26 protein-coding genes and 1 pseudogene are annotated in these 22,427 nt (G+C 38.6%); all 27 read right to left on the bottom strand.

Annotated elements, in window-relative coordinates; genetic code table 11:
• Nucleotides 1–52 precede the first annotated feature (52 nt).
• Nucleotides 53–1,186, bottom strand: coding sequence for a molecular chaperone DnaJ (gene dnaJ, locus ADH51_RS06070; RefSeq protein WP_002886399.1), 1,134 nt, complete (start codon nucleotides 1,184–1,186; stop codon nucleotides 53–55).
• 353 nt (nucleotides 1,187–1,539) lie between these two features.
• Complete coding sequence (dnaK, locus tag ADH51_RS06065) at nucleotides 1,540–3,363, bottom strand: molecular chaperone DnaK (RefSeq protein WP_048675200.1); 1,824 nt, start codon at nucleotides 3,361–3,363, stop codon at nucleotides 1,540–1,542.
• 86 nt (nucleotides 3,364–3,449) lie between these two features.
• A complete protein-coding gene (gene grpE, locus ADH51_RS06060; protein ID WP_021143461.1) occupies nucleotides 3,450–3,974 on the bottom strand; it encodes a nucleotide exchange factor GrpE in 525 nt (174 codons plus the stop codon).
• A 38-nt stretch (nucleotides 3,975–4,012) separates the two neighbouring features.
• The gene (gene hrcA, locus ADH51_RS06055) at nucleotides 4,013–5,047 is read right to left on the bottom strand and encodes a heat-inducible transcriptional repressor HrcA (RefSeq protein ID WP_021143460.1); all 1,035 of its coding nucleotides are present in this window, start codon (nucleotides 5,045–5,047) and stop codon (nucleotides 4,013–4,015) included.
• A 192-nt stretch (nucleotides 5,048–5,239) separates the two neighbouring features.
• Nucleotides 5,240–5,821, bottom strand: a complete 582-nt coding sequence (locus tag ADH51_RS06050) for a glycoside hydrolase family 73 protein (RefSeq protein WP_004182173.1) — start codon at nucleotides 5,819–5,821, stop codon at nucleotides 5,240–5,242.
• On the bottom strand, nucleotides 5,818–6,615 hold the full coding sequence (locus ADH51_RS06045; RefSeq protein WP_004182163.1) for a M15 family metallopeptidase: 798 nt from the start codon (nucleotides 6,613–6,615) through the stop codon (nucleotides 5,818–5,820). The genes ADH51_RS06050 and ADH51_RS06045 overlap by 4 nt, the downstream gene beginning before the upstream one ends.
• A complete protein-coding gene (locus ADH51_RS06040; protein WP_004182152.1) occupies nucleotides 6,602–7,306 on the bottom strand; it encodes a histidine phosphatase family protein in 705 nt (234 codons plus the stop codon). The genes ADH51_RS06045 and ADH51_RS06040 overlap by 14 nt, the downstream gene beginning before the upstream one ends.
• Before the next feature lie 115 nt (nucleotides 7,307–7,421).
• A complete protein-coding gene (locus ADH51_RS06035; protein ID WP_022496753.1) occupies nucleotides 7,422–8,759 on the bottom strand; it encodes a PFL family protein in 1,338 nt (445 codons plus the stop codon).
• A gap of 17 nt (nucleotides 8,760–8,776) precedes the next feature.
• The gene (locus ADH51_RS06030; RefSeq protein WP_003092287.1) at nucleotides 8,777–9,043 is read right to left on the bottom strand and encodes an ACT domain-containing protein; all 267 of its coding nucleotides are present in this window, start codon (nucleotides 9,041–9,043) and stop codon (nucleotides 8,777–8,779) included.
• Nucleotides 9,044–9,469: 426 nt separating this feature from the next.
• Nucleotides 9,470–9,943: pseudogene (gene tnpA, locus ADH51_RS06025) on the bottom strand (IS200/IS605 family transposase).
• Nucleotides 9,944–10,111: 168 nt separating this feature from the next.
• Nucleotides 10,112–11,329, bottom strand: coding sequence for a CapA family protein (locus ADH51_RS06020; RefSeq protein WP_004182155.1), 1,218 nt, complete (start codon nucleotides 11,327–11,329; stop codon nucleotides 10,112–10,114).
• Between the two features lie 164 nt (nucleotides 11,330–11,493).
• Complete coding sequence (gene srtB / locus ADH51_RS06015; RefSeq protein ID WP_004182180.1) at nucleotides 11,494–12,330, bottom strand: class B sortase, LPKTxAVK-specific; 837 nt, start codon at nucleotides 12,328–12,330, stop codon at nucleotides 11,494–11,496.
• Nucleotides 12,331–12,416: 86 nt separating this feature from the next.
• Nucleotides 12,417–12,830 carry an LPKTxAVK-anchored surface protein gene (locus ADH51_RS06010; protein ID WP_002889684.1) on the bottom strand — a complete coding sequence of 138 codons (414 nt, stop codon included), beginning with the start codon at nucleotides 12,828–12,830 and terminating at the stop codon, nucleotides 12,417–12,419.
• Nucleotides 12,831–13,522: 692 nt separating this feature from the next.
• Nucleotides 13,523–13,732, bottom strand: coding sequence for a helix-turn-helix transcriptional regulator (locus ADH51_RS06005; protein WP_002886384.1), 210 nt, complete (start codon nucleotides 13,730–13,732; stop codon nucleotides 13,523–13,525).
• 3 nt (nucleotides 13,733–13,735) lie between these two features.
• Complete coding sequence (locus tag ADH51_RS06000; RefSeq protein WP_022496755.1) at nucleotides 13,736–14,317, bottom strand: hypothetical protein; 582 nt, start codon at nucleotides 14,315–14,317, stop codon at nucleotides 13,736–13,738.
• Between the two features lie 384 nt (nucleotides 14,318–14,701).
• On the bottom strand, nucleotides 14,702–14,986 hold the full coding sequence (locus tag ADH51_RS05995; RefSeq protein ID WP_230955166.1) for a hypothetical protein: 285 nt from the start codon (nucleotides 14,984–14,986) through the stop codon (nucleotides 14,702–14,704).
• 69 nt (nucleotides 14,987–15,055) lie between these two features.
• A complete protein-coding gene (locus ADH51_RS10280) occupies nucleotides 15,056–15,190 on the bottom strand; it encodes a hypothetical protein (RefSeq protein WP_002889641.1) in 135 nt (44 codons plus the stop codon).
• Nucleotides 15,191–15,235: 45 nt separating this feature from the next.
• Entirely contained in the window at nucleotides 15,236–15,574 is a 339-nt protein-coding gene (cadX, locus tag ADH51_RS05990) for a Cd(II)/Zn(II)-sensing metalloregulatory transcriptional regulator CadX (RefSeq protein WP_000711083.1), read from the bottom strand.
• An 11-nt stretch (nucleotides 15,575–15,585) separates the two neighbouring features.
• Nucleotides 15,586–16,200 (bottom strand): CadD family cadmium resistance transporter, encoded by a 615-nt coding sequence (locus ADH51_RS05985; RefSeq protein ID WP_038675148.1) that lies wholly within the window; start codon nucleotides 16,198–16,200, stop codon nucleotides 15,586–15,588.
• Nucleotides 16,201–16,564: 364 nt separating this feature from the next.
• On the bottom strand, nucleotides 16,565–16,957 hold the full coding sequence (gene rpsI / locus ADH51_RS05975; protein WP_002888293.1) for a 30S ribosomal protein S9: 393 nt from the start codon (nucleotides 16,955–16,957) through the stop codon (nucleotides 16,565–16,567).
• A 27-nt stretch (nucleotides 16,958–16,984) separates the two neighbouring features.
• Complete coding sequence (gene rplM, locus ADH51_RS05970; RefSeq protein ID WP_002886374.1) at nucleotides 16,985–17,431, bottom strand: 50S ribosomal protein L13; 447 nt, start codon at nucleotides 17,429–17,431, stop codon at nucleotides 16,985–16,987.
• Nucleotides 17,432–17,680: 249 nt separating this feature from the next.
• Complete coding sequence (locus ADH51_RS05965) at nucleotides 17,681–17,881, bottom strand: helix-turn-helix transcriptional regulator (RefSeq protein WP_002886373.1); 201 nt, start codon at nucleotides 17,879–17,881, stop codon at nucleotides 17,681–17,683.
• Between the two features lie 9 nt (nucleotides 17,882–17,890).
• A complete protein-coding gene (locus tag ADH51_RS05960; protein WP_004182184.1) occupies nucleotides 17,891–18,361 on the bottom strand; it encodes a hypothetical protein in 471 nt (156 codons plus the stop codon).
• Between the two features lie 152 nt (nucleotides 18,362–18,513).
• On the bottom strand, nucleotides 18,514–19,374 hold the full coding sequence (locus ADH51_RS05955) for a DegV family protein (protein WP_038675078.1): 861 nt from the start codon (nucleotides 19,372–19,374) through the stop codon (nucleotides 18,514–18,516).
• 8 nt (nucleotides 19,375–19,382) lie between these two features.
• Entirely contained in the window at nucleotides 19,383–19,898 is a 516-nt protein-coding gene (locus ADH51_RS05950; protein ID WP_002889631.1) for an NYN domain-containing protein, read from the bottom strand.
• A gap of 2 nt (nucleotides 19,899–19,900) precedes the next feature.
• Complete coding sequence (gene rlmB / locus ADH51_RS05945; RefSeq protein ID WP_002886369.1) at nucleotides 19,901–20,644, bottom strand: 23S rRNA (guanosine(2251)-2'-O)-methyltransferase RlmB; 744 nt, start codon at nucleotides 20,642–20,644, stop codon at nucleotides 19,901–19,903.
• Between the two features lie 47 nt (nucleotides 20,645–20,691).
• On the bottom strand, nucleotides 20,692–22,368 hold the full coding sequence (locus ADH51_RS05940; protein ID WP_048675192.1) for a hypothetical protein: 1,677 nt from the start codon (nucleotides 22,366–22,368) through the stop codon (nucleotides 20,692–20,694).
• Nucleotides 22,369–22,427: the final 59 nt, after the last annotated feature.

Raw genomic sequence — 22,427 nt, 5'->3', positions numbered from 1 at the left:
GACCCCATACAATTTTTAACATAAAGAAAAAGACGCCTTCAGCGTCCTTCCTTTATAAATCTTCTAAGGCATCCTTTACTTTATTGAAGAAACCTTTTTTCTGTGGTGCGATTTTTTCATCACCACTTGCTTTGGCAAAGGCAAGGAGAGCTTCTTTTTGAGCATCGTTTAGCTTCGTTGGAGTTACAATCTTAACTGTAACGTGTTGGTCTCCTTGTGAACCTCCACGAAGACGTGGAGCACCCTTTCCTTTTAGACGGAAAGTTTTGCCTGTTTGAGTTCCTGCTGGAATGGTCATCTCAACGTTTCCGTGAACTGTTGGTACTTCGACAGTATCACCAAGAGCAGCTTGAACAAAGGAAATGTTAAGTGTATAGTAAATTGTTGATCCATCACGAGTAAACTTATCGCTTGGATTAACATTGATGATTACAAAGAGGTCTCCATAAGGACCACCATTGAAACCAGCTTCACCTTGACCTGCAAGACGGATTTGTTGACCTGTTTCAACACCTGCTGGAATCTTGACAGATACTTTGTGGCTTTGTTTTTCATGTCCTGTTCCGTGACAAGTTTGACATGGCTCTTTAATTTCTTGACCTGTTCCATGACAGACATCACAGGTTACTTGACGACGCATCATACCAAGTGGTGTTTGCGTATCGACATTGATAACCCCTTGACCATGACAGCGACCACAAGTTACAGGGCTTGTTCCAGGTTTTGCACCAGATCCCGAACATGTTTTACATGTTGCTTCACGATTGTAGTGAACTTCTTTTTCGGCACCAAAAATCGCCTCTTCGAAGCTTAGGTTGACACGGTACTGAAGATCATCACCTTGACGTGGAGCATTCGGGTTACGAGTAGCACCACCACCAAAGAAGCTAGAGAAGATATCCTCAAAGCCACCAAAGCCTGCACCACCATCGAAGCCACCAAAGCCTCCTTGACCTCCAAAACCATTCGCACCATCTGGTCCGTATTGGTCATAGGCTGCACGTTTTTGGTCATCACTTAAAGTTTCGTAGGCCTCTTGAACCTCTTTATATTTTTCTTCCGCACCTGGTTCTTTATTAATGTCTGGGTGGTATTTCTTAGACATCTTACGATAGGCACGTTTAATTTCATCTTGAGAGGCATCCTTAGATACCCCAAGACGATCATAATACTCGGTATTGTTCATAATTTTAGATACAAAGGGCATCTAATGAAGAAAGCCAAAGTAATAGTTTTGAAGATGAACACCTAGTCCCTTGAAACCAACTATCTTTTTGGCTTAATCCCTAGCCCGTGTTCAACGACGAACACTCTTTGTTCCTTTCTATTTTATATTTGTTACGATACGAAGTAAAACTATATCTTATATTCACTTCACTTATTTTAGCGAAAAACAGAGGCTGGTTTGCAACCTCTGGATTTCTTTTTATCATTTACTAGCTAAGCTCAACACCTTACCGAACTGAGCACGCCCTAACCTCTTGGTGAAAAAGAGAAATCTTCCTATTTTCACTGTGAGGTTTTAACGAACTTTGCATCTTACTTTTCAGTAAACTCTCCGTCTACGACATCGTCGCCTGAGTTATCTGCTGTTTGTGCACCTTCTGCTCCTGCTTGAGCTTGTTGTGCTGCTGCAGCTTGTTCGTAAAGTTTAACTGCAAGAGCTTGAGCTTTTTCGTTAAGAGCTTCCAATTTAGCCTTCATGTCATCAAGATTACCTGATTCTTGAGCTTTCTTAAGGTCATCAAGAGCTGATTGAGCAGCATCACGTTCTGTGTCGAAGCCTTTACCTTCTGTTTCTTTGATTGTTTTTTCAGTCGCAAAGATAGCTTGGTCAACTTCGTTACGAAGATCTACTTCTTCTTTACGTTTTGCATCTGCTTCAGCATTTGCTTCAGCATCTTTCATCATCTTTTCAATTTCTTCGTCTGTCAAACCAGAGTTAGATTGGATGACAATTGTTTGTTCTTTTTGAGTTCCAAGGTCTTTAGCTTTAACAGATACGATACCGTTCTTATCAATATCGAAAGTAACTTCGATTTGTGGGATACCACGAGGTGCAGCTGGGATATCAGTCAATTGGAAGCGTCCAAGAGTCTTGTTATCTGCTGCCATTGGGCGTTCCCCTTGAAGAACGTGGATGTCAACGGCTGGTTGGTTGTCTGCTGCAGTTGAGAAGACTTGTGATTTAGATGTTGGAATAGTAGTGTTACGGTCAATAAGTTTTGTGAACACTCCACCCATTGTTTCGATACCAAGTGACAATGGCGTTACATCAAGAAGGACAACGTCTTTGACATCACCAGTAATAACACCACCTTGAATAGCAGCACCCATGGCAACTACTTCATCAGGGTTAACTGATTTGTTTGGTTCTTTACCAGTTTCAGCTTTAACAGCTTCTACAACGGCAGGGATACGAGTTGAACCACCGACAAGGATAACTTCGTCAATATCTGACAAGCTCAAACCTGCATCTGAAAGGGCTTGACGAACTGGAGTTTTCGTACGTTCTACGAGATCACGAGTCAAATCATCGAATTTCGCACGAGTCAATGTCATTTCCAAGTGAAGAGGTCCAGCCTCACCGGCAGTGATGAATGGCAAGCTGATTTGTGTTGAAGTGACACCAGAAAGGTCTTTCTTAGCTTTTTCGGCTGCGTCTTTCAAACGTTGAAGAGCCATCTTGTCTGTTGACAAGTCGATACCATTTTCTTTCTTGAATTCTTCAACCATGTAATCGATGATTTTTTGGTCAAAGTCATCACCACCGAGTTTGTTATCCCCTGCAGTTGCCAATACGTCAAAGACACCATCACCAAGTTCAAGGATAGATACGTCGAATGTACCACCACCAAGGTCGAATACCAAGATTTTTTCTTCTTTATCAGTCTTATCCAAACCGTAAGCAAGGGCTGCTGCGGTTGGTTCGTTGACGATACGTTCTACTTCAAGACCAGCGATTTTACCAGCGTCTTTTGTTGCTTGACGTTGTGCATCGTTGAAGTAAGCAGGAACTGTGATAACTGCTTTAGTTACTTTTTCACCAAGGTAATCTTCAGCATAACCTTTCAAGTATTGAAGAATCATAGCTGAAATCTCTTGTGGTGTGTATTCTTTACCGTTTGCAGAAACTTTTTCAGAAGTACCCATCTTAGATTTGATAGAGATGATTGTATCTGGGTTTGTTACTGCTTGACGTTTTGCAGCGTCACCAACGATGATTTCACCGTTTTTGAATGACACAACAGATGGAGTTGTGCGGTTACCTTCTGGGTTTGCGATAATTTTTGATTCAGTTCCTTCAAGAACTGCTACTGCTGAGTTTGTTGTACCTAAGTCAATACCAATGATTTTAGACATATGTTTTTCCCCTTTTTACTTTAATTTCTATTTTGCTTTTTTTATCTTTCATTCATAGTTTTCTGTCATTTCGGACAAGGTTTCAATTAGTTATATACCACTACCATAGCTGGGCGTAAGACGCGTTCGTGGAGTTTATATCCTTTTTGGAAAACTTGTGCAATCGTGTCTGCTGGATGTTCATCATCTGCAGGCATTGTTTGAATTGCCATGTGGAAGTTATGATCGAAATCACCATCAGCTGGAATTTCTTCAATTCCTTCCTCTTTAAGAGCATGCACTAAACTTTCTTGCACCATTTCCAAACCTTTTTTGACATCATCAGTCAAGCCCTCAACGGCAAGAGCACGTTCAAGGTTATCAAGTGATGGCAAAATCGCTTTTGCCAAATCTTGGCTACGATACTTTTGCAATTGTTGACGTTCTTCATTTGCACGTCGCTGAATGTTTTGCATTTCTGCATGGGCACGAAGGTATTTGTTTTCAAATTCTTCGGCACGCGCTTGGGCTTCTTCAAGTTCAGAAGGTTCGCTTACTTCCTCTACAACTTCTTCAGTTGTCTCCGTAGCTTCCTCTTCTTTCACGTCTTCTTTTTTAATATCTTCAGTCAAGGCATACACCTCTTTCTATACTTTTTAAATGTTATATTTTAGCTAACTTCATAATGGTTACTATTGAGGTAACGGTAATAATCCGTCAACTTCATAACCAAAACTCTACTAATAACATTGACCAAACTAACCATGCGACGATAATCCATTTCAACTGGACCAATCACATGCATGAGTGCCATCCCACGATAAGGAATCAGGAATTTATGACTCATAACTGTGACATTTTCAAGCGCTTCTTCAGTTGATTCTGCAACCGAAATCTTGGTCACTTCATCATCGGAGATAGCTGATCGAAGCTCAAGTGCCACATGTTGTGGATTGTCCAAAAATTGATAGGTTTTTAAGTCGGCATAAGTCAGTGATGCAACCTTACCTTCGATGAAAATCAATTCCTTAAAAAGTTGTGAAAAGATATAATCAAACAAATCAAGAACATTATCTGTTATCTTGAAATACTTTTGCACAATCTGAGGAATCTCAGTTCTCAATCGGTAATGGATCTCTAAGACAGTGTTTCCCAAAAAACGTTCTTGAACAAGCTTATGAAGAATTTCCAAATCACTAGACAAGAAATTTTTTGGAATAGCAAATTGAACTGTCACAGGCTTAGATTCATCTAGAGTAAGAACCGCTAAAGCGTCGTGATTGGATAGATGAACAATGTCAAATCCAGTCAGACGTTGTCGTGTCGGTTCCACATCTTGAATCACTGCTGTACATCCTGTCATTTCTGCCAGCAGCTTCGCCGCTGCATCCAAGATATCTTCAAGTTTAAAGGCTTCAAAATCAAAGGCCTTGACCACTTGATAAACATCTTGTTCATCAATCGTATCAAGATTCAAAGAATTAGCGACGAAATACTGGAAACCTGCTCGGCTTGGCATACGCCCACTAGAAGTATGAGCTTTTTCAAGATAGCCCATTTTTTCAAGCTTGGCCATGTCATTACGAATGGTCGCTGAACTCGAATCAATTGATTCTTGTAATGCTTTAGAACCAACCGGTTCATGTGTACGAGTGAACATCTCAACTATCAAATTCAAAATAGTGTTTTGCCTTTGCGTAATCACGATGTCACCTCATTTCTATTTATTAGCACTCTAACACATCGACTGCTAACTTATGATTCTATTATACACCTAAACTTGAACATGTCAACCCAAAAAACCAAAAAATTAGCACTCTTATAAAAAGAGTGCTAAAAATACATCTTAAGACCTAGAAAAACAAAAAAAGAGCACCTCAGAGGCACTCTAATCTTATCAATCATATTTTGACAAATGATAGGTCTCAATAATAGATATGAGGTGTTTGGCATAATCTGGATCACTGCTAAAACCCGCAGCTTGTAGTTTTTCTGCCGCAACTTTATAACTAGTCGTTCCTGCTACCTCTTTATAGGTCGACTCACCCCATGTTCCTTGGCGAAGTTCTTCTAAATAAGTCATCATAGAACTTGACCAATCCTTAAAAACTGCAAAATCCACCTTTTGGTATTGCCATTTCCCTTTACTGTAGATACTATCCTTTAAACGAATACGTTCTTGACCTGGCTGAGCAGGGAGACTGTAGATGTTATGATATTTAACAGATAAAAGACTGCTACCATAATTTGACTCATATGCAGCTTGACTAAGGAGAATAGACGCAGGTACACCATAGTTTTTAGACATCTTTTGAGCTGTTGGAGCTAAGGTCTCAATAAATTCTTGCTGTGTGTAAGCAACCTTTACCGCACGAGCATTATCATCTGTAGAGGCATGAAGAATCAAAGGTAAGAGAATACCTAAAGCAAAAACAACAACTAAGGTAATGAAGGCTTTTAGTTTAAAACGTCGTCTCACTTAGCTTTCTCCTTTAATAATGCCAAATATTCTTCCAAAGTAAGATTATGTTCAGTCATATACTCTGCTGACTCTTTACCAACATAGCGGAAATGCCAATCCTCGTAGCCTACACCCGTTGACGATGTTTTACCATCTGGAAAACGAAGAACAAAGCCATATTTCGGCGCCAATTCTTTGACTTTAGCTACTGTATCTGGATCTGCTTCATTTAAGCTATCTACAGTACTCATATCAATCGCAAGACCTGTTTGGTGTTCACTCGCTCCTGGTGGTTGTGAATAGGTTTGAACCTTTTTCTCCGCCTGAGACTCCGTCAAACTTGGGTCAGCAGCCATTTCCTGCTGAACATAACTGTTATAAAGTTCAGTCTGATAAGCAACACTACGATAACCTGATATCAAGTGATAACTTGGATCAATTTCTTGAGCAGCTGCTAAAAACTCCTTAACGTTCTTAGCAATTCTTGCATCTACAGAAACACCATCGACATCAGCAATCTCAGGGTTAAGTTCTTTAGACTTATTATCTCGATTTACCAAAAGCAATTGCCAGTCTTTAGGCGATACATCAGGTAGTCCCTTTGCATCCTTGCTTTGAGTCGCATCGGTAGCTTGCTTACTACTTTTTGTTACTGACGATCCATTGGTTTGTTGGACTGTACGACTGACACCAAATACTGAATAAAGTCCTGCTACAACTAAAAGAACTGCAATCAAGACACTACTGATAACCAAAAACCAGTTGGTTTGCTTTTTCGCCTGACGGCGACTTGGATAGTTATTTTTTACCATTTTCTTTTTCTATTATCTCTCGCCCAACCTGACGATAAGTCATATCGCCAAGTGCTTCTAATGTAAATTTACCATTTTCATAAGCAACAACAGTAACCGAACCGTTGTCCAATGAAGGATGCTCGACAGAAGAATCAATTAACCAAGCAAAGGTTGCAATGGTCATACCGTGACTAACGACAATAGCATTACCGCCACCAGACCTCTCAAGATTTTCTGCAATAGCTGTGAACCCCTCTAAAATACGTTTTCTGAGCACTTCCCAAGGCTCTGCCCAACCAGCCGTATCCACATCAAGGATACCCTGTGCAAGCTCAGGATAAGTTACCTCATGCAAATCCTTACCTTGAAAAGCATCTGTTCTCGGTAGCACACCGTAGAAAAGTTCACCGTCATAGCCACCATCTAAACTACCAAAACACCACTCACGAATACGTTTGTCACGTTTATAAGGAATAGTTTCTAAACCCGTCTCACGTAAAATGATATCCATGGTTTGAATCGTTCGACCTGAATCACTAGAATATGCGACCTTGAAAGGAATACCTGCTGCTTTCAGACCTACCCCCAATTCACGAATACCTTCTTCACCGAACGGGGTCAAAGGGCTATCAGACCAACCTTGTGCACGACCAATGGTGTTAAACATCGTTTTGCCATGTCTCGCAATATACAACTTAACCTCACTCATAGCGCCCCTTCTTTCCGTCATTTTTGAATTCATTATAGCACAAATCCCCTCCACTATCTAGCCAGCGAGACCATCAGAAAATGCCTTACCAATTGGCAAAGCATTTAACATCCGCTTAGTTTTTAAAGCTGTGAACAGGAGCTGGGATTTGACCACCACGCGCAATGAAGTCAGCCGATGAAGCTTTGTTTACCTTCATTACTGGTGCATAACCAAGAAGACCACCAAGTTCCAACATGTCACCTTCCTTACCATAAGGAATGATACGAACAGCTGTTGTTTTCTGATTAATGACACCGATAGCCGCTTCATCAGCAATCATGGCCGCGATTGTTGTATCTGGCGTATCAGCAGGAATAGCAATCATGTCTAGACCAACAGAACAGATAGCTGTCATAGCTTCCAATTTTTCAAGGTTGATATGACCAGATTGAACCGCCGCAATCATACCTTCATCTTCAGAAACTGGAATAAAGGCACCTGACAAACCACCAACTTGGTTACATGCCATGATACCACCTTTTTTAACTTGGTCGTTAAGAAGGGCTAGAGCTGCAGTAGTACCATGCGTACCAACAACTTCAAGACCCATAGCTTCAAGTACACGGGCTACTGAATCACCAACTGCTGGTGTTGGCGCAAGAGACAAATCTACAATACCGAACTCGACACCAAGGCGTTCGCTGGCCATTTGACCAACCAACTGACCAACACGTGTGATTTTGAAGGCGGTCTTCTTAACTGTTTCAGCTAAAACATCGAAACTTTCGCCCGGAACTTTCTCAACTGCACGTTGCACAACACCAGGACCTGAAACCCCAACATTGATTACAACATCAGCCTCACCAACACCGTGGAAGGCACCTGCCATAAATGGATTATCTTCAACCGCATTAGCAAAGACCACCAATTTACCTGGGCCCATTGGATCTGCCTCAGAAGCCTCTTTGATGATACGTCCCATGTCACGTACCGCTGTCATGTTAATACCAGTCTTTGTTGAACCAATGTTGACAGATGAGCAGACAAAATCAGTCTCTGCAAGCGCACGTGGAATAGAATTAATAAGAATCTTATCACCTTTTTGGTAGCCCTTTTGAACGAGTGCAGAGAAACCACCAATAAAGTTAACACCGATTTCCTTAGCTGCTCGGTCTAACGCCTTCGCAAAAGGTACATAGTCTGTTGCATCTGTTGCCGCACCGATGATTGAGATCGGAGTAACAGACACACGTTTATTAACAATCGGAATACCAAGTTCAGCCGCAATCTCGTCACCAACAGCTACCAAATTCTTAGCCTTAGATACAATCTTGTTATAGACTTTTTCCGCCGCCTTATCGATATCTGAATCGATACAGTCTAGGAGTGAAATCCCCATGGTAATGGTACGAACATCAAAGTTCTGCTCCTCAATCATGGCAATGGTTTCTGTGACCTGTTTAATATCCATTTTAAGCTACTCCTATCTTACAAGTTGTGCATAGCATCAAAAATTGCTGAACTTTGGATGTTGATTTTAACGTTCAATGACTCTCCAAAGGCTTCCAATTCAGCACGTAGGTGTGTAAAATCTTGTTTGTCTTCCGATGATACAACCGCCATCATGGTAAAGAATTCATCAAGAACTGTTTGAGAAATATCATCAATATTCAAGCCAAGTTCTGCCACCTTAGTCGCAACACCCGCAACAATACCTGCTTTGTCCTTACCTACAACTGTAATAATCGCTTTCATGAGAAGCCTCCATCATTTTATTTTGTATAATTTTAGCATATTTTGATTAAAAATGCTATTTTTTATGAAATTTGCATCTTTTTTCTTGAAAAAGACGAATGTTTCCGAGGAATTTAACTAATATCGTTTATAAAAATATCCTCTCTCTGACCCAACTACTTGTGGATAAACTTGTTCACAACCTAAATAATTTCCTTCTTTTAAAACCTTGAAAAATCAAGATTCAACACTATCGACAGACTTTTCCACACCTGTGGATAAGTCTGTGGGTAACTTGTCGATAAACAGTCAAAACCACCCGTGAGAACGGGTGGCTTGCTCTTCGGCTGAAAGCCTCTGCTACCGGCCGAGGCCTAAAGGCCTACCGAATGCTTCCCCTTCAGCACCACCTTTGCTAGCTGACCCGTCTAGCGGGTCTCTTTAAGATTATTTTCTTTTATTCTTCTCACCTGTAAACGGATTATACTCCTCAAACAGACTAAGCTGATCTGCTACCACGTCTTCTTGTAATTAATTACGAATATATTCTTCAATTCGCTTCTGGTTTCGTCCAACCGTATCAACATAAAACCCTCGACACCAAAATTTACGATTCCCATATTTATACTTTAAATTTGCGTGTCGATCAAATATCATTAAGCTACTTTTGCCCTTTAAATATCCCATAAATGAGGAAATACTTAGCTTCGGTGGTATACTCACTAACATGTGAATATGATCTGGGCAAGCTTCTGCTTCATGAATTTCAACACCTTTTCTTTCACATAATAATCGTAAGATTTGACCAATACTTGCTTTGTATTTCCCATAGATTATCTGACGTCGATATTTGGGTGCGAACACAACATGATACTTACAATTCCATGTAGTATGTGCTAAACTATTATTATCCTGTCTCATCAGGGGGCCTCCTTTTGTATATTAGTTAGTGGTCGGGAAACCTTATCTAATATAACACTTTAGGGGGACTTTTTTGATACATCGCTAAAAGCTTTTCGGAACCACTAGCACAGCTAGTGGTTTTCGTAAGACAAAAAAATATCGCCAAATTCAGGCGATATCTTAGCTTTATTTCCATTTTAAATTAACATGGGCATTCATTTCTTTATAAGCAGTATCTATACGCTCTTTGGTTTCTTCATCTAGTTTATTTCTATATTTACCACCTTTAATGAAATCCTCTAAAATATAAGTTTGGTAAGTATACAAAGGGTATCCCTCTGGCGAACTCGTTCCTTTAGGCGTACGGTTAACCCAAGTCGGATGTGCTTGAGCAGTCTTAATCGTGGTTTGACCATTCTTTTTCTCAAGGGTGACATCCATTAAGACACCCCTCTCTGTCCACTCTGCGCTATCCACACCATCCATTGTCTCTATACGTTGGTTAGAAATGAAATTCCCCATTGAGTAAATAATAAGTTTTTGCTGTCCATCTTTTTTAACCACCTCAGAAGGCTCTACCACATGAGGATGACCTCCAAAGATAATATCAGCACCCCAATCAATCATCTTATGATAGAGTTTAACCTGTTCATCTGTCGGTTCCAAACGATATTCAACACCCATCTGAGGCATGATAACCGTGATATCTGCTTCTTTTTCGGCACGCTGAATCTCGGCTTTCATACGTTTTTCATCCAAATTCGATAAGTGGTCTGCAACCTCTTTATCCGTCAAGTTCGACTCTAGACCATTGTAACCATAAGCATAGGAAAGTATTGCAACTTTGATACCATTAACATTCTTGATGAGCAGTGGCGCCTTGTCTCGCACCGGCTTTTCGTAAACACCAATAGGATCAATTCCCACTTTTTTAAAAGCATCAGCCGTTGTAAAAGCTCCCTCTAAGCCAGAATCCAAGATATGATTATGAGCCAAATCCATAACATCATAGCCAGCATCCTTGATAGCTGCTGTCACTGATTGAGGAGCATTAAACAGAGGATAGCCTGACAAAGGATAATCAGGGTTAATCGTTCCCTCAAAATCACCCAAGACCAAATCAGCCTGCTGTAACCACGGCTTCACATAAGTAAAATTCTCCGTGAAATCATAGCTACCATCTGACTGAAGGGCACTCATATAGAGACCGTCATGATAGAGCAAGTCCCCATTAGCCATGATACGTGCTGTCTGTACCTGGTTCGAGGCATTCTTTTGCTGTTCGTTCTTACTATGAACAATTAAAATCTCAAGAAAAAGCAAACCTAAGACGAGAGCAATCAACCCCATCAAAATCTTATTAGTCATCGCATTGTCACGCTTTTTAGCCTGGCTCTGTTTCATAATACTCTCCTTTTTCATACTTCTAGTGTACCAAAAAAACTTATCCATTGATGATAAAAAAGATTAATAAACGGTTACATCTCAATTCCATGACGATTGAAAGCATCTGTTTTCTTAGACAAGATAAAAACTCTACTTCATACGAAGTAGAGTTCTGTTAATAATTAACGTGTTGGTGTGTATTCCAAATCTTTACCATGTTTAGCTACAAAATCAGACATTTCAGAGTCTGGAATTTGACGCAAGTAGAGATTAGCACGAATCGTTTCATCTTCCTCACGACAAGTCGAAAGAACGAGGTATTTATCCGAAGCATTAACCTTCAAATCCTTGTTTTTAACACTTGCTTGATCATAGATGATATCCAACTGTTGTTTAAAGTCTTTATCACTTTCAAATGATGTACGATAGAAAGCTGTGTCTTCAGGCACAATTACCATAGCAAGTGCTTCATAATAATACTTACGTTGAGGCGTCTCAATAACAACATATTTGTGTTTATCAAAGAACGACTGATCACTATAGTAGTTAACATCGTTGAACATACGACTATCAGCAACCTTACTTCCTCGAGCATGACCGAAGAGCCAAGTCAAACGATCGCTGAAATCTTTCTTATTGTCTGTATCCATGAAGACCGTTCCCAAATATGGAACGTTTCCTCCATCAAATGTTTTATCTAAGTAGGTTGAATTGTCCGTTGTTTGAACAACTGGCTCATCCAATTTAGTCCCTGGTGCATAGACATAAGCGATAGTATCAGGGTTTGTCGCCTCAAGACCATCAAATTTATTTTTGAGGTAGGCTTTCTCCTCATCTGAAACTTTATAAGTGTTTGCTTTTTTAGTCGTTAAAACACTCTTAACACCATTAGAGGACGATGCTGTCGGAGACATAAACTGGAAGCCAAGGAAGATAGCCAAAGCAGCAATGACTAGGGCTGAAATCCCAGCAATCAGTTTTTTGCGAGATCCAGTAGATTTACGATTATGATTACTCATGAAATGTCAAATCCTTTTCTTTATCCATAGAAAAATATCACCGAAGCTCTAGCCCCAGTGATATTCTTTTTAGCAATAGCAGTTAATTATTTAACAGCTGCTGTGTTTGGAAGAGCTTTAGCTTCAGCTTTAGCTGCTGGAGCTTTCTTTTCTGCAGCTTTAACAGCTTTAGCTTCTTCTTTAGCGTCTTTGTTAGCGTTAGCTTTATCAGTAACTACAAACTCATCTTTGATGATGTTTCCGTTAGCATCACGTTTTGGTTCGATGTGTTCACCAGCATCTTCAAATTTTTGTTTAGTTGAATCTGCGTCAACGTTGTTAAGACCATCTTTAGCAGCTTGAGTAAGACCACCTTCGTTGTTTGTGAAGAAGTCACCACCAGTTGCTTCAGTTTTGTTATCAAGGTTTCCAGTGTGAACGTTACCGTCGTTAGCGAAAACTGCTGCTGATGAAGCGAATACTGCAAGAACTGCAGCTGATGTAAGCAATACTTTTTTCATAATTGTTTCTCCTCTAATGGATTATTATATATTTAGTATCAGGACCTCCCTGACATCTATAGATTATAACACTATCTAGAGATATGTCAACAAATTTTAAAAACTTTTTTAAATTTTTAATATATCCTACAATTCCTACAAACAAAGGTTTTTTGAGGTGTGTTACCAAATAGTAATAATTAATCATTTTTAATTTTAATGTTATTTTAGGTAATTTATTATGTCCTTTGCTAAGTTTAAATACATATTTAAATCATATATAAAAGCATAATTTGTAAAATATACATTCATTATTATGTGAGGTTTTATGGCTAAAAATCAAAAGATATTTAATAGACGTATAAAACCCTCTTACTGATAATATGTTTGAAGTATATAACAATATTATCTTTCAAATAAATGTATTCATTCACTTTTATCATTTTTGTATGATAACTACATAATATGCAAGATCTCAAAAGTGAATAGATTAGAGAAACATTAGCATTTTTGAGAGCATTTCGACCTAAAAAGTTCTATTATTGGGTTAAAATGCTTGAAAAATAAACTATTATCTTATTTTTGAAAGCGTTTTAACTAAGATGTAGTCAAAAATAACTCCTTTGAAACTACTCCCTCTTACCAAGACCTCGTCTCAGAATAACAAGTTTCCAAAAACTGATACACAAATCAATTGGATTGTTTTACTTCTCTTATTTCAGACGAAATAGTTCTTCTACTTGTTTATTAAAGACTTGTGCTATTTTTAAAGCCATTTCCAACGAAGGGTTGTAGCGGTTATTTTCCAAGTGAACAATCGTTTCTCTCCGTATTCCTACTTGATCTGCTAAATCTTGTTGAGTCATACCATAAGCTTCCCTTACTTCTTTCAAGTTAGTCTTTATTTTACTTTCTTTCGCCATATTTCATCCCCTTTTTTCAGTGATAAAGTAAGTAATGGCAAATAATAAGAGTAAAAAAGCCACCAAAATATAAAGGAATCCAGCATTCAAAACGAAAACTTTACAGACAGCTATCAAGGTTGCCATTCCCAATAATATAAAGATTGCTATTGTAAACAAAATGGAAGAGGACTTTGCAATATTTCTATAAAATCGTTCATCGGGTTCTTCATTAATTCTCTTGAATAAGAAGTAAAACATTAATAACAATTGAATACTTAATCCAATTCCTAACATTATATTCTTAATCAAAGAACCAGGAGTTAGCAGCCAAACTCCAATAGTATAGATCGAGGACGAGAGAAGTACAAGCACTGTATATAATTTTGCAGTAATCCCAAACATGTTTTTTTCTTTCTTTTGATAGGTTGATTTTGAGAGGACCGATACCATCGTACAAACCAAATACGAAGGAAGCCAAGCCGTCGTCATAATAGCACCTTTCGCTAGAATCGGTAGGTGATTCCCCAGAAATAATACTAAACATACAACAATAAGCACGCTAGCGATATAAAGGATTATCTTTAAGTTCTTCGACATTTTCATTTCAGTCACCTCTTTTTAATATGTTATAAATATATCACATTGTTATAAGAATTTCAAGATGAAGACAAAACTCTAGTAAGATTTTGAACACTTTTCAGAAATCTATACAAAAAAACACCTTGCAAGCTGCAAAGTGTTTTCGTTTGTACTCTGCTGTCCAGTAACGAATTAACGTTTTGAGAACTGGCTAGCTTTACGAGCTTTCTTAAGACCTGGTTTGGAAAGTATGGATTTCAGTTGGACTAAAAACAGCGTAATATCAAGGATTTTCTGAACAATATCTACTTTTTAATTTCATAAAATCTGAATCAATATTTTTAAAATAGGGGAATAGTTTAGGTCTCTAAGCATTAAAATAATACACCTAACTTTGGTCACCGTTTTTTAGTTATTCACTCTTTTTTCGGATAGTGTTTTTAAAGTTATGATGTAAAATGCCGCAATTAAAACACTATACATCATAATCGGAGGATAGAGAATTAAGGATAGAATCAATCCCACTCCTTTAATTATTAGGTCAGGTATCAATAACTTCCTATATTGTGCGGTAGCTTCAAGTAATTCTTTCTGATCTATATTGGGTTTATCAATTACTTTATGTAAAAACCAGTTTGCTACCGTTGAAACAATAACGATCAGTCCATAAAAGAGCTGTGCCATATGATTCATGAAATGACTACTAACTATTCCAGTAGCATATGGCATAAATGAAACAAAAAATAAAAGATACAAATTCTTTCAAATTCCTCCCTTTTCAACTTGGCTAACTTGACCTGCATTACCTAGGTCGCTTTGCTTTAAATTATACTTTTTTCTTAAACATTTGATACGAGTAGGTATTTCTTGTGAGTAATTTTCATCAAAAAATTTCATAGATAAGTCCTATATATAATCATGGTAAAGTAGTAAAAATAGTTGTTATCCTAGTTGATTAAAAAAGTCTTTGATTTCCTCATCTTTTATAAAATAATATATAATTTTCCCCTCTCTTCTAGTATCCAAGATGTTTTGATTGGCTAGTTTACGAAGATGGTGGGAGGCAGATGCCATACTGAGATTTAGTAAACAGGCTATATCACAGACACAGAGTTCTTCAACAGCAAGGAGATAAAAGATGATATTTATCTGTTTATTATCGGTAAACTTTGATAAAATACGAAGTGATTTTTGGACTTTTTCCTTTTCAAGGTAGTTCGTTGCGGTTGTAACATTTTGTTGATTTATAATATTCACTTGGCAGATACTATCTTTTTTCATAATTTTTTCTCCTAGCCGAACACAGTCCTTAGCATGTCAAAGCTGTTGTTTTCAATCAGGATATACATCCCCAATCCTAAATAAACAACGGCAATAAACCATCTGCTATATTTCTCCAAAGTTTCTCCAACAGAAGGGACTTGTGCCAATTTTTGGGCAGAAAAAACCAAGAGATAAATCATGACTAGAAAGGTAAGTAAAGCCACTATCAAATTCGCTAAATTTAAGGTGGTAAAATATGGGACAAAGACACCAATATTGTCAGCGCCACAACTTGCAAAAGTAATCATAGCGACTAGAAAAATCAGGTTTTTATTGTCTTTTCGCAAACCATCTTTTGCAATAGCTTCTCCATCAGAATCTCCTAAAAGCAAAACTTTGAGGCCTAGGAAAATTGGAATCAAACCGAGTAAACCTAAAATCTCTTTACTAGGAATATAATTTAAGACAAATGCAAAAAGCAAACTTAGGAATATTAGACTAACAGAGCCTAGAAATTGTCCTAAATAGATGTTAATGATGTCCTTTCTGCTTTTTCTTTTGGCAAAAAATAACATTAGGATAATAAGTAAGTCTACGGCTGTCCCAGAATACAGGATTATTGAAGTAACAACATTTTGAATCATAAAATACCTCATTCAAATATATTTTTGAATGTATTCTAACATTAAACTTTGTAGATGTCAACTTAAAATCCACCAATTAATAATTGCATGTCAATATTTGTATTGTGAAACTAGTTTCAGAAATATATAGTCTTAAAGTATGTCCACTGCCAATGATTTTTTCAATATTTAAGAGGAGATTTATAATGGTTCATTTCTATAAATTTATAAACGAGTTATATATTTTGTTTAACCAATTATTAACTATTTTTATCAATAATCACTTCATTAATTTGTACTTTTTAATTTTCCCAATTTGTAAAATTAAACCAGAAAAAAAGCATCTCGTATTAGACGAAATGCTTTCAATAAGTATAAATAAGTTTTAACGTTTACTAAATTGTGACGCTTTACGGGCTTTTTTCAAGCCTGGTTTCTTACGTTCAACCATACGTGCATCACGAGTAAGAAGTCCAGCGCGTTTCAATGAATCGCGGAAGTCTGGATCTACTTGAAGAAGTGCACGAGCGATACCGTGACGGATCGCACCTGATTGACCAGCGTATCCACCACCTACAACGTTAACGTGTACGTCGTATGAACCTTCAGTTGAAGTAACTGCAAAAGGTTGGTTGATAACGAGACGAAGGTCTGCGTGTGGGATGTATTCTTCTACATCTTTTTTGTTAACTGTGATTTTACCAGTACCTGGAACCAAACGTACGCGTGCAACGGCGTTTTTACGGCGTCCTGTACCTGCATATTGTGCTTGTGCCATTATATTAGTGCTCCTTTCCTCTTAGAATTAGATAAGTCCTGAGATATCAAGTACTTCTGGTTGTTGTGCAGCGTGAGTGTGCTCACCGCCAACGAAGACTTTCAATTTCATACCTTGTGCGCGTCCAAGAGTGTTGTGTGGAAGCATACCTTTAACTGATTTTTCGATCAAACGAACAGCATTTTTAGAACGAAGTTCACCTGCTGAGATTTGTTTCAATCCACCTGGGTACATTGAGTGAGTGTAGTAGATCTTATCAGTTGCTTTTTTACCAGTCAATTTAACTTTTTCAGCATTGATAACGATTACGAAGTCACCTGTATCAGTGTGTGGTGTGAAAGTTGGTTTGTTTTTTCCGCGAAGTACGCTAGCAACTACTGCAGAAAGACGTCCAAGTGGCACATCAGTTGCGTCAACGACATACCATTTACGTTCAACTTGGCCTGGTTTAGCCATAAATGTTGTTTTGTTCATGATTTCTCCTATATATAGTTCGATTTTTGTTTACGAGTGATGGGTGTTCCTTCCCATCGAAAAGTATTTGGAAGGTTCCGGGGCCTTTCAAATGGGGTAAACAATACCGTTTAACATAATATCAAAAAAACACGTCCAAGGCAAGTCATTTGGAGGTGTTTTTCTTTTATTTTTTGTATTTTTTTAGTCTCTCATTTTATAAGGTGTAAGACTAGAATTCATGCCTAAATAACATCTAAAGAGTACAAACTAATCCTCAGATTCCCAAAAAAGCTGGTCTAAAGTTTTGTCCAGAGTTTTGCAGATAGCAATACACAGATTTATAGTAGGGTTGTAATCACCTTTTTCAATAGCTGAAATGGTCTGACGCGAAACACCAATTGCATCTGCCAAGCCTTGTTGAGTGAGATCCTTTGCTACACGAGCTGACTTCATTTTTAAATTTTTCATTCAAAAATCCTATTCTTCGTCTTCTAGTTCTTCCAAACGGTTCTTCTTGATTCTGTTAATAATAACCCAGCAATCGCAAATAAGGGTCAAACCCAATGTCAAAAATGCCACACTACTCATAAGATTCTTCCCTATCTTAAACGACTGAAATAGACTTAAGAGGCCCATTAGCGATATAAAAATTCCCAAAAAACACATTACCCAGGATAATATGAGCATCTTCTTTTCAAGTTTTTTGTCTAGCAACCATGGATGCCCATTACGTGATACGCTGTGAACTAATACTAGGCACATAGAACCAAAGAAAGTGATGATTAATAGTGACTGCACTAATTCGACGGAGTGTGTCTTGCTAGCAACCATAATCGTTACAAATATACCAAGCATGGCTACCCAATAACCTCTAGCAGAAGATTCTCCGCTGATCAACTGAGCACGTTCATCCATCGTGCTAGCTACTTTTTTCTTTGACTTTTTCATTTTGTTTCCTCCATTTTCTAGATTCATTATAGCATTATTTTACACTATGTCAAATATATCATTCATTTTGTATGGATTATCTTTTTATATTCTATTAATCTATCATTTCAGAAAACAAAAAATCAGATAGGAAATCCTATCTGACACTATTTCTATCTAGCTTCTTTACCAATCGTAAAGACAGCTAAGGTATCTGGTCCGACGTGGGTAGAGATGACTGGTCCAAGTGGCATAATAAGCACTTGCTCAATGCCGTCAACTGCTAATAATTGTTCTTTTAGATTCTTCGCTGCTTCAATATCATTGGCATAAGCGACAATTGCTGTGCTATGTCCAATATCCTGGGTAGCTTGTAGGACCATTTCTTTAATGGCTTTTTTACGTCCACGGATTTTGGCCAGAGGAACCAACTTACCTGAAGCGTCCAGCCAAAGAAGAGGCTTGATATTAATCAAACTACCAATAATGGCTGAGCTCTTAGAAAGGCGACCCCCACGCATGAGATGGTAGAGATCATCAACTAAGAAATAGGTCCGTAAACGTGGCAGAATGTCCTCAATCATGGCTTTCGTTTCAGATAAGCTCTTACCTTGGTCACGAGCTTCTGCCGCCAAGATAGAGAGATAACCTTCCCCACCTGCTGCTGCCAGGGTATCTACAATCTCAATGACAGCTTCTGGGTACTCATCCAAAATCATGTCACGCGCTATAACAGCACTTTGATAAGTACCTGAAAGCACTGATGAGAAGGCAATATAGAGAAGAGCATCACCATTTTTAGCATGACGACGAAAAACCTCTTCAAATTGACCAACATTCACCTGGCTTGTGGTTGGCTGACTGCCTTCTTGCATACGTTCTAAGAGACGGTCACTCGTTAAACGGTTAGGACCAACGGTCTCATAGGCGATATCATCAAGCGTGATGGTCAAACCAACGAGCTCTACCTTATTCTCCTGAGCCCATTTTTCATCTAGATCTGCTGTGGAATCTGTCAAAATGTTAAATGTCATAAATCCCTCTATTCTATTTCATTTAAAAGGTCCTGTAATTTCCCTAATTGTGCATCGTCCCATGGACGTAGTTTTGGTGTCTTTAAGTCAATATGTGCCGACATCTTGTCTAAGTCAGACTTTACTGTATTGACACGCTCTTCCAACTCACGCGCCGAAACACGTAAAGCTCCTTGTGAAAAGATAGCCCACTGTTCATTTAAGTCACTAGTTGCTACTTCAACTAGATTTTGAACAGTATTCATCTCAGCCGCTGCGCGCTCAATATAGCTATCTGCTGTCTCATCTTCCTCAGTAAAAATAACACTGATACGATATTGATCATAACGTTGACGGCTCCCTGGAACAAACTGGGCATCAAACACACAGATAATATCAATATGTTCAAAGTTAGCATAATGATTGAGCTTACGAAGCAAGGTTTCACGAGCTTCATCAAGCTGATTAGTCTTAAAGAGTTGACGGGTTTCTTGCCAAAAGGCAATCATATTATAACCATCAACTAGAAGTATTCTTTTTTTCATAGTTACAATCGGTTTCGATAAACTTCATACATGAGAACTGCAGCTGCCACACTGGCATTAAGGCTCTGCACATGACCACTCATAGGAATAGTAATCATCTCATCCACTTGTTTCTTGATGTTAGCAGAGATTCCCTTACCTTCATTACCAATGATAAGGGCAACCTTTCCAGCTGTGTTCCATTTATGAGATGGGGTGCCATCCATATCCGTACCAAATACCCAGAAGCCTGCTTCTTTAAGCTTATCAAGAGTTTGGCTAAGATTGGTCACTCGGGCAATGGGAATATGCTCCACAGCCCCTGTTGATGTCTTGGCAACGACAGGTGTTACCCCCACAGCACGATGCTTAGGAATAATAACTCCTGTCACCTGAGTAGCATCAGCTGTACGTAGGATAGAACCAAAGTTATGAGGATCGTTGAGTCCATCTAAAATGAGGACTAGAGGATTCTCCTCTTGTTCAGCCTTATCCATAATAACTGAGAGCTCAGAATAAGCGAACTCTGACACACGAAGAACAAAACCTTGATGCACAGCTCCTCCTGTCATATCAGACAAGGTTTTCTTAGGTGTCCAAGAGATAGACACCTTCTTTTCAGCTGCCAAAGCCTTAATGGCATCAACATTTTTCCCACGAAGATCATCTTGAATATAGAGTTTATTTCCAGTATTTGCTTCCAGACTCTCTGTTACGGCATGCACACCATAAACAATGTCTAGACTTGATTCTTTAGTTGTTTTCATAAGCTAATTCTATCATAAAAAAAGCCCTCTTACGAGGGCAAAGCATGTTAAATAAATGTAATTGCTGCTAGGTAAAGCACTAGAAGAACGAGAACAACAGTTGCAGCAGCCAAAGCTTGCTTACCAATTGTATCTGGATCTGAGATTGATTCTGCAATCTTTCTCGCAGCTTGAGTAATGGTTTTACCTGCTGCTTGGAAGATATCAATTGAACCTGTACTTGTTGAACTATTTCCAGAAATTGCTGAAGACCAACCACTCAAAACCTCAGCAATTTGTTCTGCCAATTGCTGTGTTAGCGCTCTAGTTGTCTCAGCCAACTCATTAACAGCCGTAGCTTGTATATGATTGGCGGTTTCAGTGTAGCTATTTGCACTGGTATTATAAGTAACCGGTACAGTCGTTGTTGTCGTTGTTGATGAATACTGATTCCTACGGTAACTATCCGGTGTCACTGGACGCTCACCTTCATTAAAGACGCTAAAAGTCTGTGTCAGGTAATGAATATTATTATTCGTATCAATCAACTCAAAGGTCATTTTATGAATACCAGTCGTTTGCTCTGCCAAATGGTAGGCACTCAAACCAGCATTGACCTCATCCAAAGTTCCTTCAACAAAGTAGCTATGATGAATTTGTTTGCCATCAAGGACTAGATTAAGGCCCTTAATCTTCTTACCTTCCATCTTGTTAACATCAAAGTTGACGTTAAAGATTTCACCACGTGCTAAATAAAGAATATCTGTATTCCCTGTAACAGCAGGTTGATCTTCAAGAAGCGCTCCAGTACTGTCTCGTTTTGGAACAACGGTATATACTTCAGAAGTGATTGGAGTCGCTAAGATTTCTGAGATGAGTCCATCCGTAAAGGTTACCTCTGACGAATAGGTCAAACTCTCACTTTGCAACATAGAAACCACTTCAGAAGTTTTAAAGACCTCAGAAGTTGATGATGAATCTTTCCAGCCAACCGTAAGGACAGTTAAGCTATCTTCTGAATTATTATTTAACTGACTCGTTTCTGGAGCCGTAGATGCAAGAGAGCTTGCAGTACTTGCAGACTCAGAAGCGACTTCAGAAGTTGCAATAGCTTGGCTAGTAGGAGTCGCACTTACAGATGTCGTATGAGAATCCAGTGAAGAATACTCTGATTTTTCAATAACTGCATGTGTATTTCCAGCAAGTTCAGATGTGTATAGTGTGCTTTCACTCTTATACATTGAAGTTACAGCTTGAGACTCTGCAGTCGCTGTAGCCTCACGAGACTTATCATAAGTAAGCACAATATTTGGTTTTGCTTGTTCAGAATCAGATGTTGAGTTTGCATCTCCTCGTTCAGACGCCGCTACTGATCGATCCTCACCAAAAGCTTGGGCACGAGCCTCTTCTGAATGAGGTGTCGTCGTAGAAACGCTAGTCTCCACGATATCAACTTGAGAATGTACCTCAAGAAGCCCCTCATCTGTCTCACTTGAAGAGACAACCATCAGTGACGTTGAGGTCACTACTGAACTTACTTGACTCGCTGGCTCTGCCTTAGCTCCTACTGAAGAAAGATCAGCCTGAGGAGCAACTGGAGCTGGTGCCTCACTATTAACATAATTTATTTTAGCTTCATCAGGTTTTACCTGAACCTCATCTGCTTTACCTGTTTGAAGCGTAAAGCTAGATAAAATCAAAGCAGCAAAAGTTGTATAGAAAACTTTTTTCTTAGCTATTTCCATTCACCTCCTCATTTTTTTATGGCCTCATTTACTAATATTATAGACTTTTTTTTTACTTT

The organism is Streptococcus sp. 449_SSPC (assembly GCF_001073005.1).
GTDB classification, from domain to species: Bacteria; Bacillota; Bacilli; order Lactobacillales; family Streptococcaceae; genus Streptococcus; species Streptococcus salivarius_F.
The sequence above is the reverse complement of the archived record's forward strand: the minus strand, read 5'-3'. Positions and strand labels throughout refer to the sequence as shown.

Bases quoted from the DNA above. Each gene is read 5' to 3' on its own strand.
- ADH51_RS06035 (WP_022496753.1), bottom strand. From the start codon at position 8,759: ATGGATATTAAACAGGTCACAGAAACCATTGCCATGATTGAGGAGCAG.
- cadX (WP_000711083.1), bottom strand. From the start codon at position 15,574: ATGAAAAAAGATAGTATCTGCCAAGTGAATATTATAAATCAACAAAAT.
- dnaJ (WP_002886399.1), bottom strand. From the start codon at position 1,186: ATGAACAATACCGAGTATTATGATCGTCTTGGGGTATCTAAGGATGCC.
- dnaK (WP_048675200.1), bottom strand. From the start codon at position 3,363: ATGTCTAAAATCATTGGTATTGACTTAGGTACAACAAACTCAGCAGTA.
- ADH51_RS05995 (WP_230955166.1), bottom strand. From the start codon at position 14,986: ATGAATCATATGGCACAGCTCTTTTATGGACTGATCGTTATTGTTTCA.
- ADH51_RS06030 (WP_003092287.1), bottom strand. From the start codon at position 9,043: ATGAAAGCGATTATTACAGTTGTAGGTAAGGACAAAGCAGGTATTGTT.
- ADH51_RS06045 (WP_004182163.1), bottom strand. From the start codon at position 6,615: ATGGTAAAAAATAACTATCCAAGTCGCCGTCAGGCGAAAAAGCAAACC.
- ADH51_RS05950 (WP_002889631.1), bottom strand. From the start codon at position 19,898: ATGAAAAAAAGAATACTTCTAGTTGATGGTTATAATATGATTGCCTTT.
- ADH51_RS05955 (WP_038675078.1), bottom strand. From the start codon at position 19,374: ATGACATTTAACATTTTGACAGATTCCACAGCAGATCTAGATGAAAAA.
- ADH51_RS05940 (WP_048675192.1), bottom strand. From the start codon at position 22,368: ATGGAAATAGCTAAGAAAAAAGTTTTCTATACAACTTTTGCTGCTTTG.
- ADH51_RS06005 (WP_002886384.1), bottom strand. From the start codon at position 13,732: ATGGCGAAAGAAAGTAAAATAAAGACTAACTTGAAAGAAGTAAGGGAA.
- ADH51_RS05985 (WP_038675148.1), bottom strand. From the start codon at position 16,200: ATGATTCAAAATGTTGTTACTTCAATAATCCTGTATTCTGGGACAGCC.
- ADH51_RS06010 (WP_002889684.1), bottom strand. From the start codon at position 12,830: ATGAAAAAAGTATTGCTTACATCAGCTGCAGTTCTTGCAGTATTCGCT.
- rlmB (WP_002886369.1), bottom strand. From the start codon at position 20,644: ATGAAAACAACTAAAGAATCAAGTCTAGACATTGTTTATGGTGTGCAT.
- rplM (WP_002886374.1), bottom strand. From the start codon at position 17,431: ATGAACAAAACAACATTTATGGCTAAACCAGGCCAAGTTGAACGTAAA.
- ADH51_RS05960 (WP_004182184.1), bottom strand. From the start codon at position 18,361: ATGAAAAAGTCAAAGAAAAAAGTAGCTAGCACGATGGATGAACGTGCT.
- ADH51_RS06040 (WP_004182152.1), bottom strand. From the start codon at position 7,306: ATGAGTGAGGTTAAGTTGTATATTGCGAGACATGGCAAAACGATGTTT.
- ADH51_RS10280 (WP_002889641.1), bottom strand. From the start codon at position 15,190: ATGAAATTTTTTGATGAAAATTACTCACAAGAAATACCTACTCGTATC.
- rpsI (WP_002888293.1), bottom strand. From the start codon at position 16,957: ATGGCACAAGCACAATATGCAGGTACAGGACGCCGTAAAAACGCCGTT.
- srtB (WP_004182180.1), bottom strand. From the start codon at position 12,330: ATGAGTAATCATAATCGTAAATCTACTGGATCTCGCAAAAAACTGATT.
- ADH51_RS05965 (WP_002886373.1), bottom strand. From the start codon at position 17,881: ATGAAAAATTTAAAAATGAAGTCAGCTCGTGTAGCAAAGGATCTCACT.
- ADH51_RS06020 (WP_004182155.1), bottom strand. From the start codon at position 11,329: ATGAAACAGAGCCAGGCTAAAAAGCGTGACAATGCGATGACTAATAAG.
- ADH51_RS06000 (WP_022496755.1), bottom strand. From the start codon at position 14,317: ATGAAAATGTCGAAGAACTTAAAGATAATCCTTTATATCGCTAGCGTG.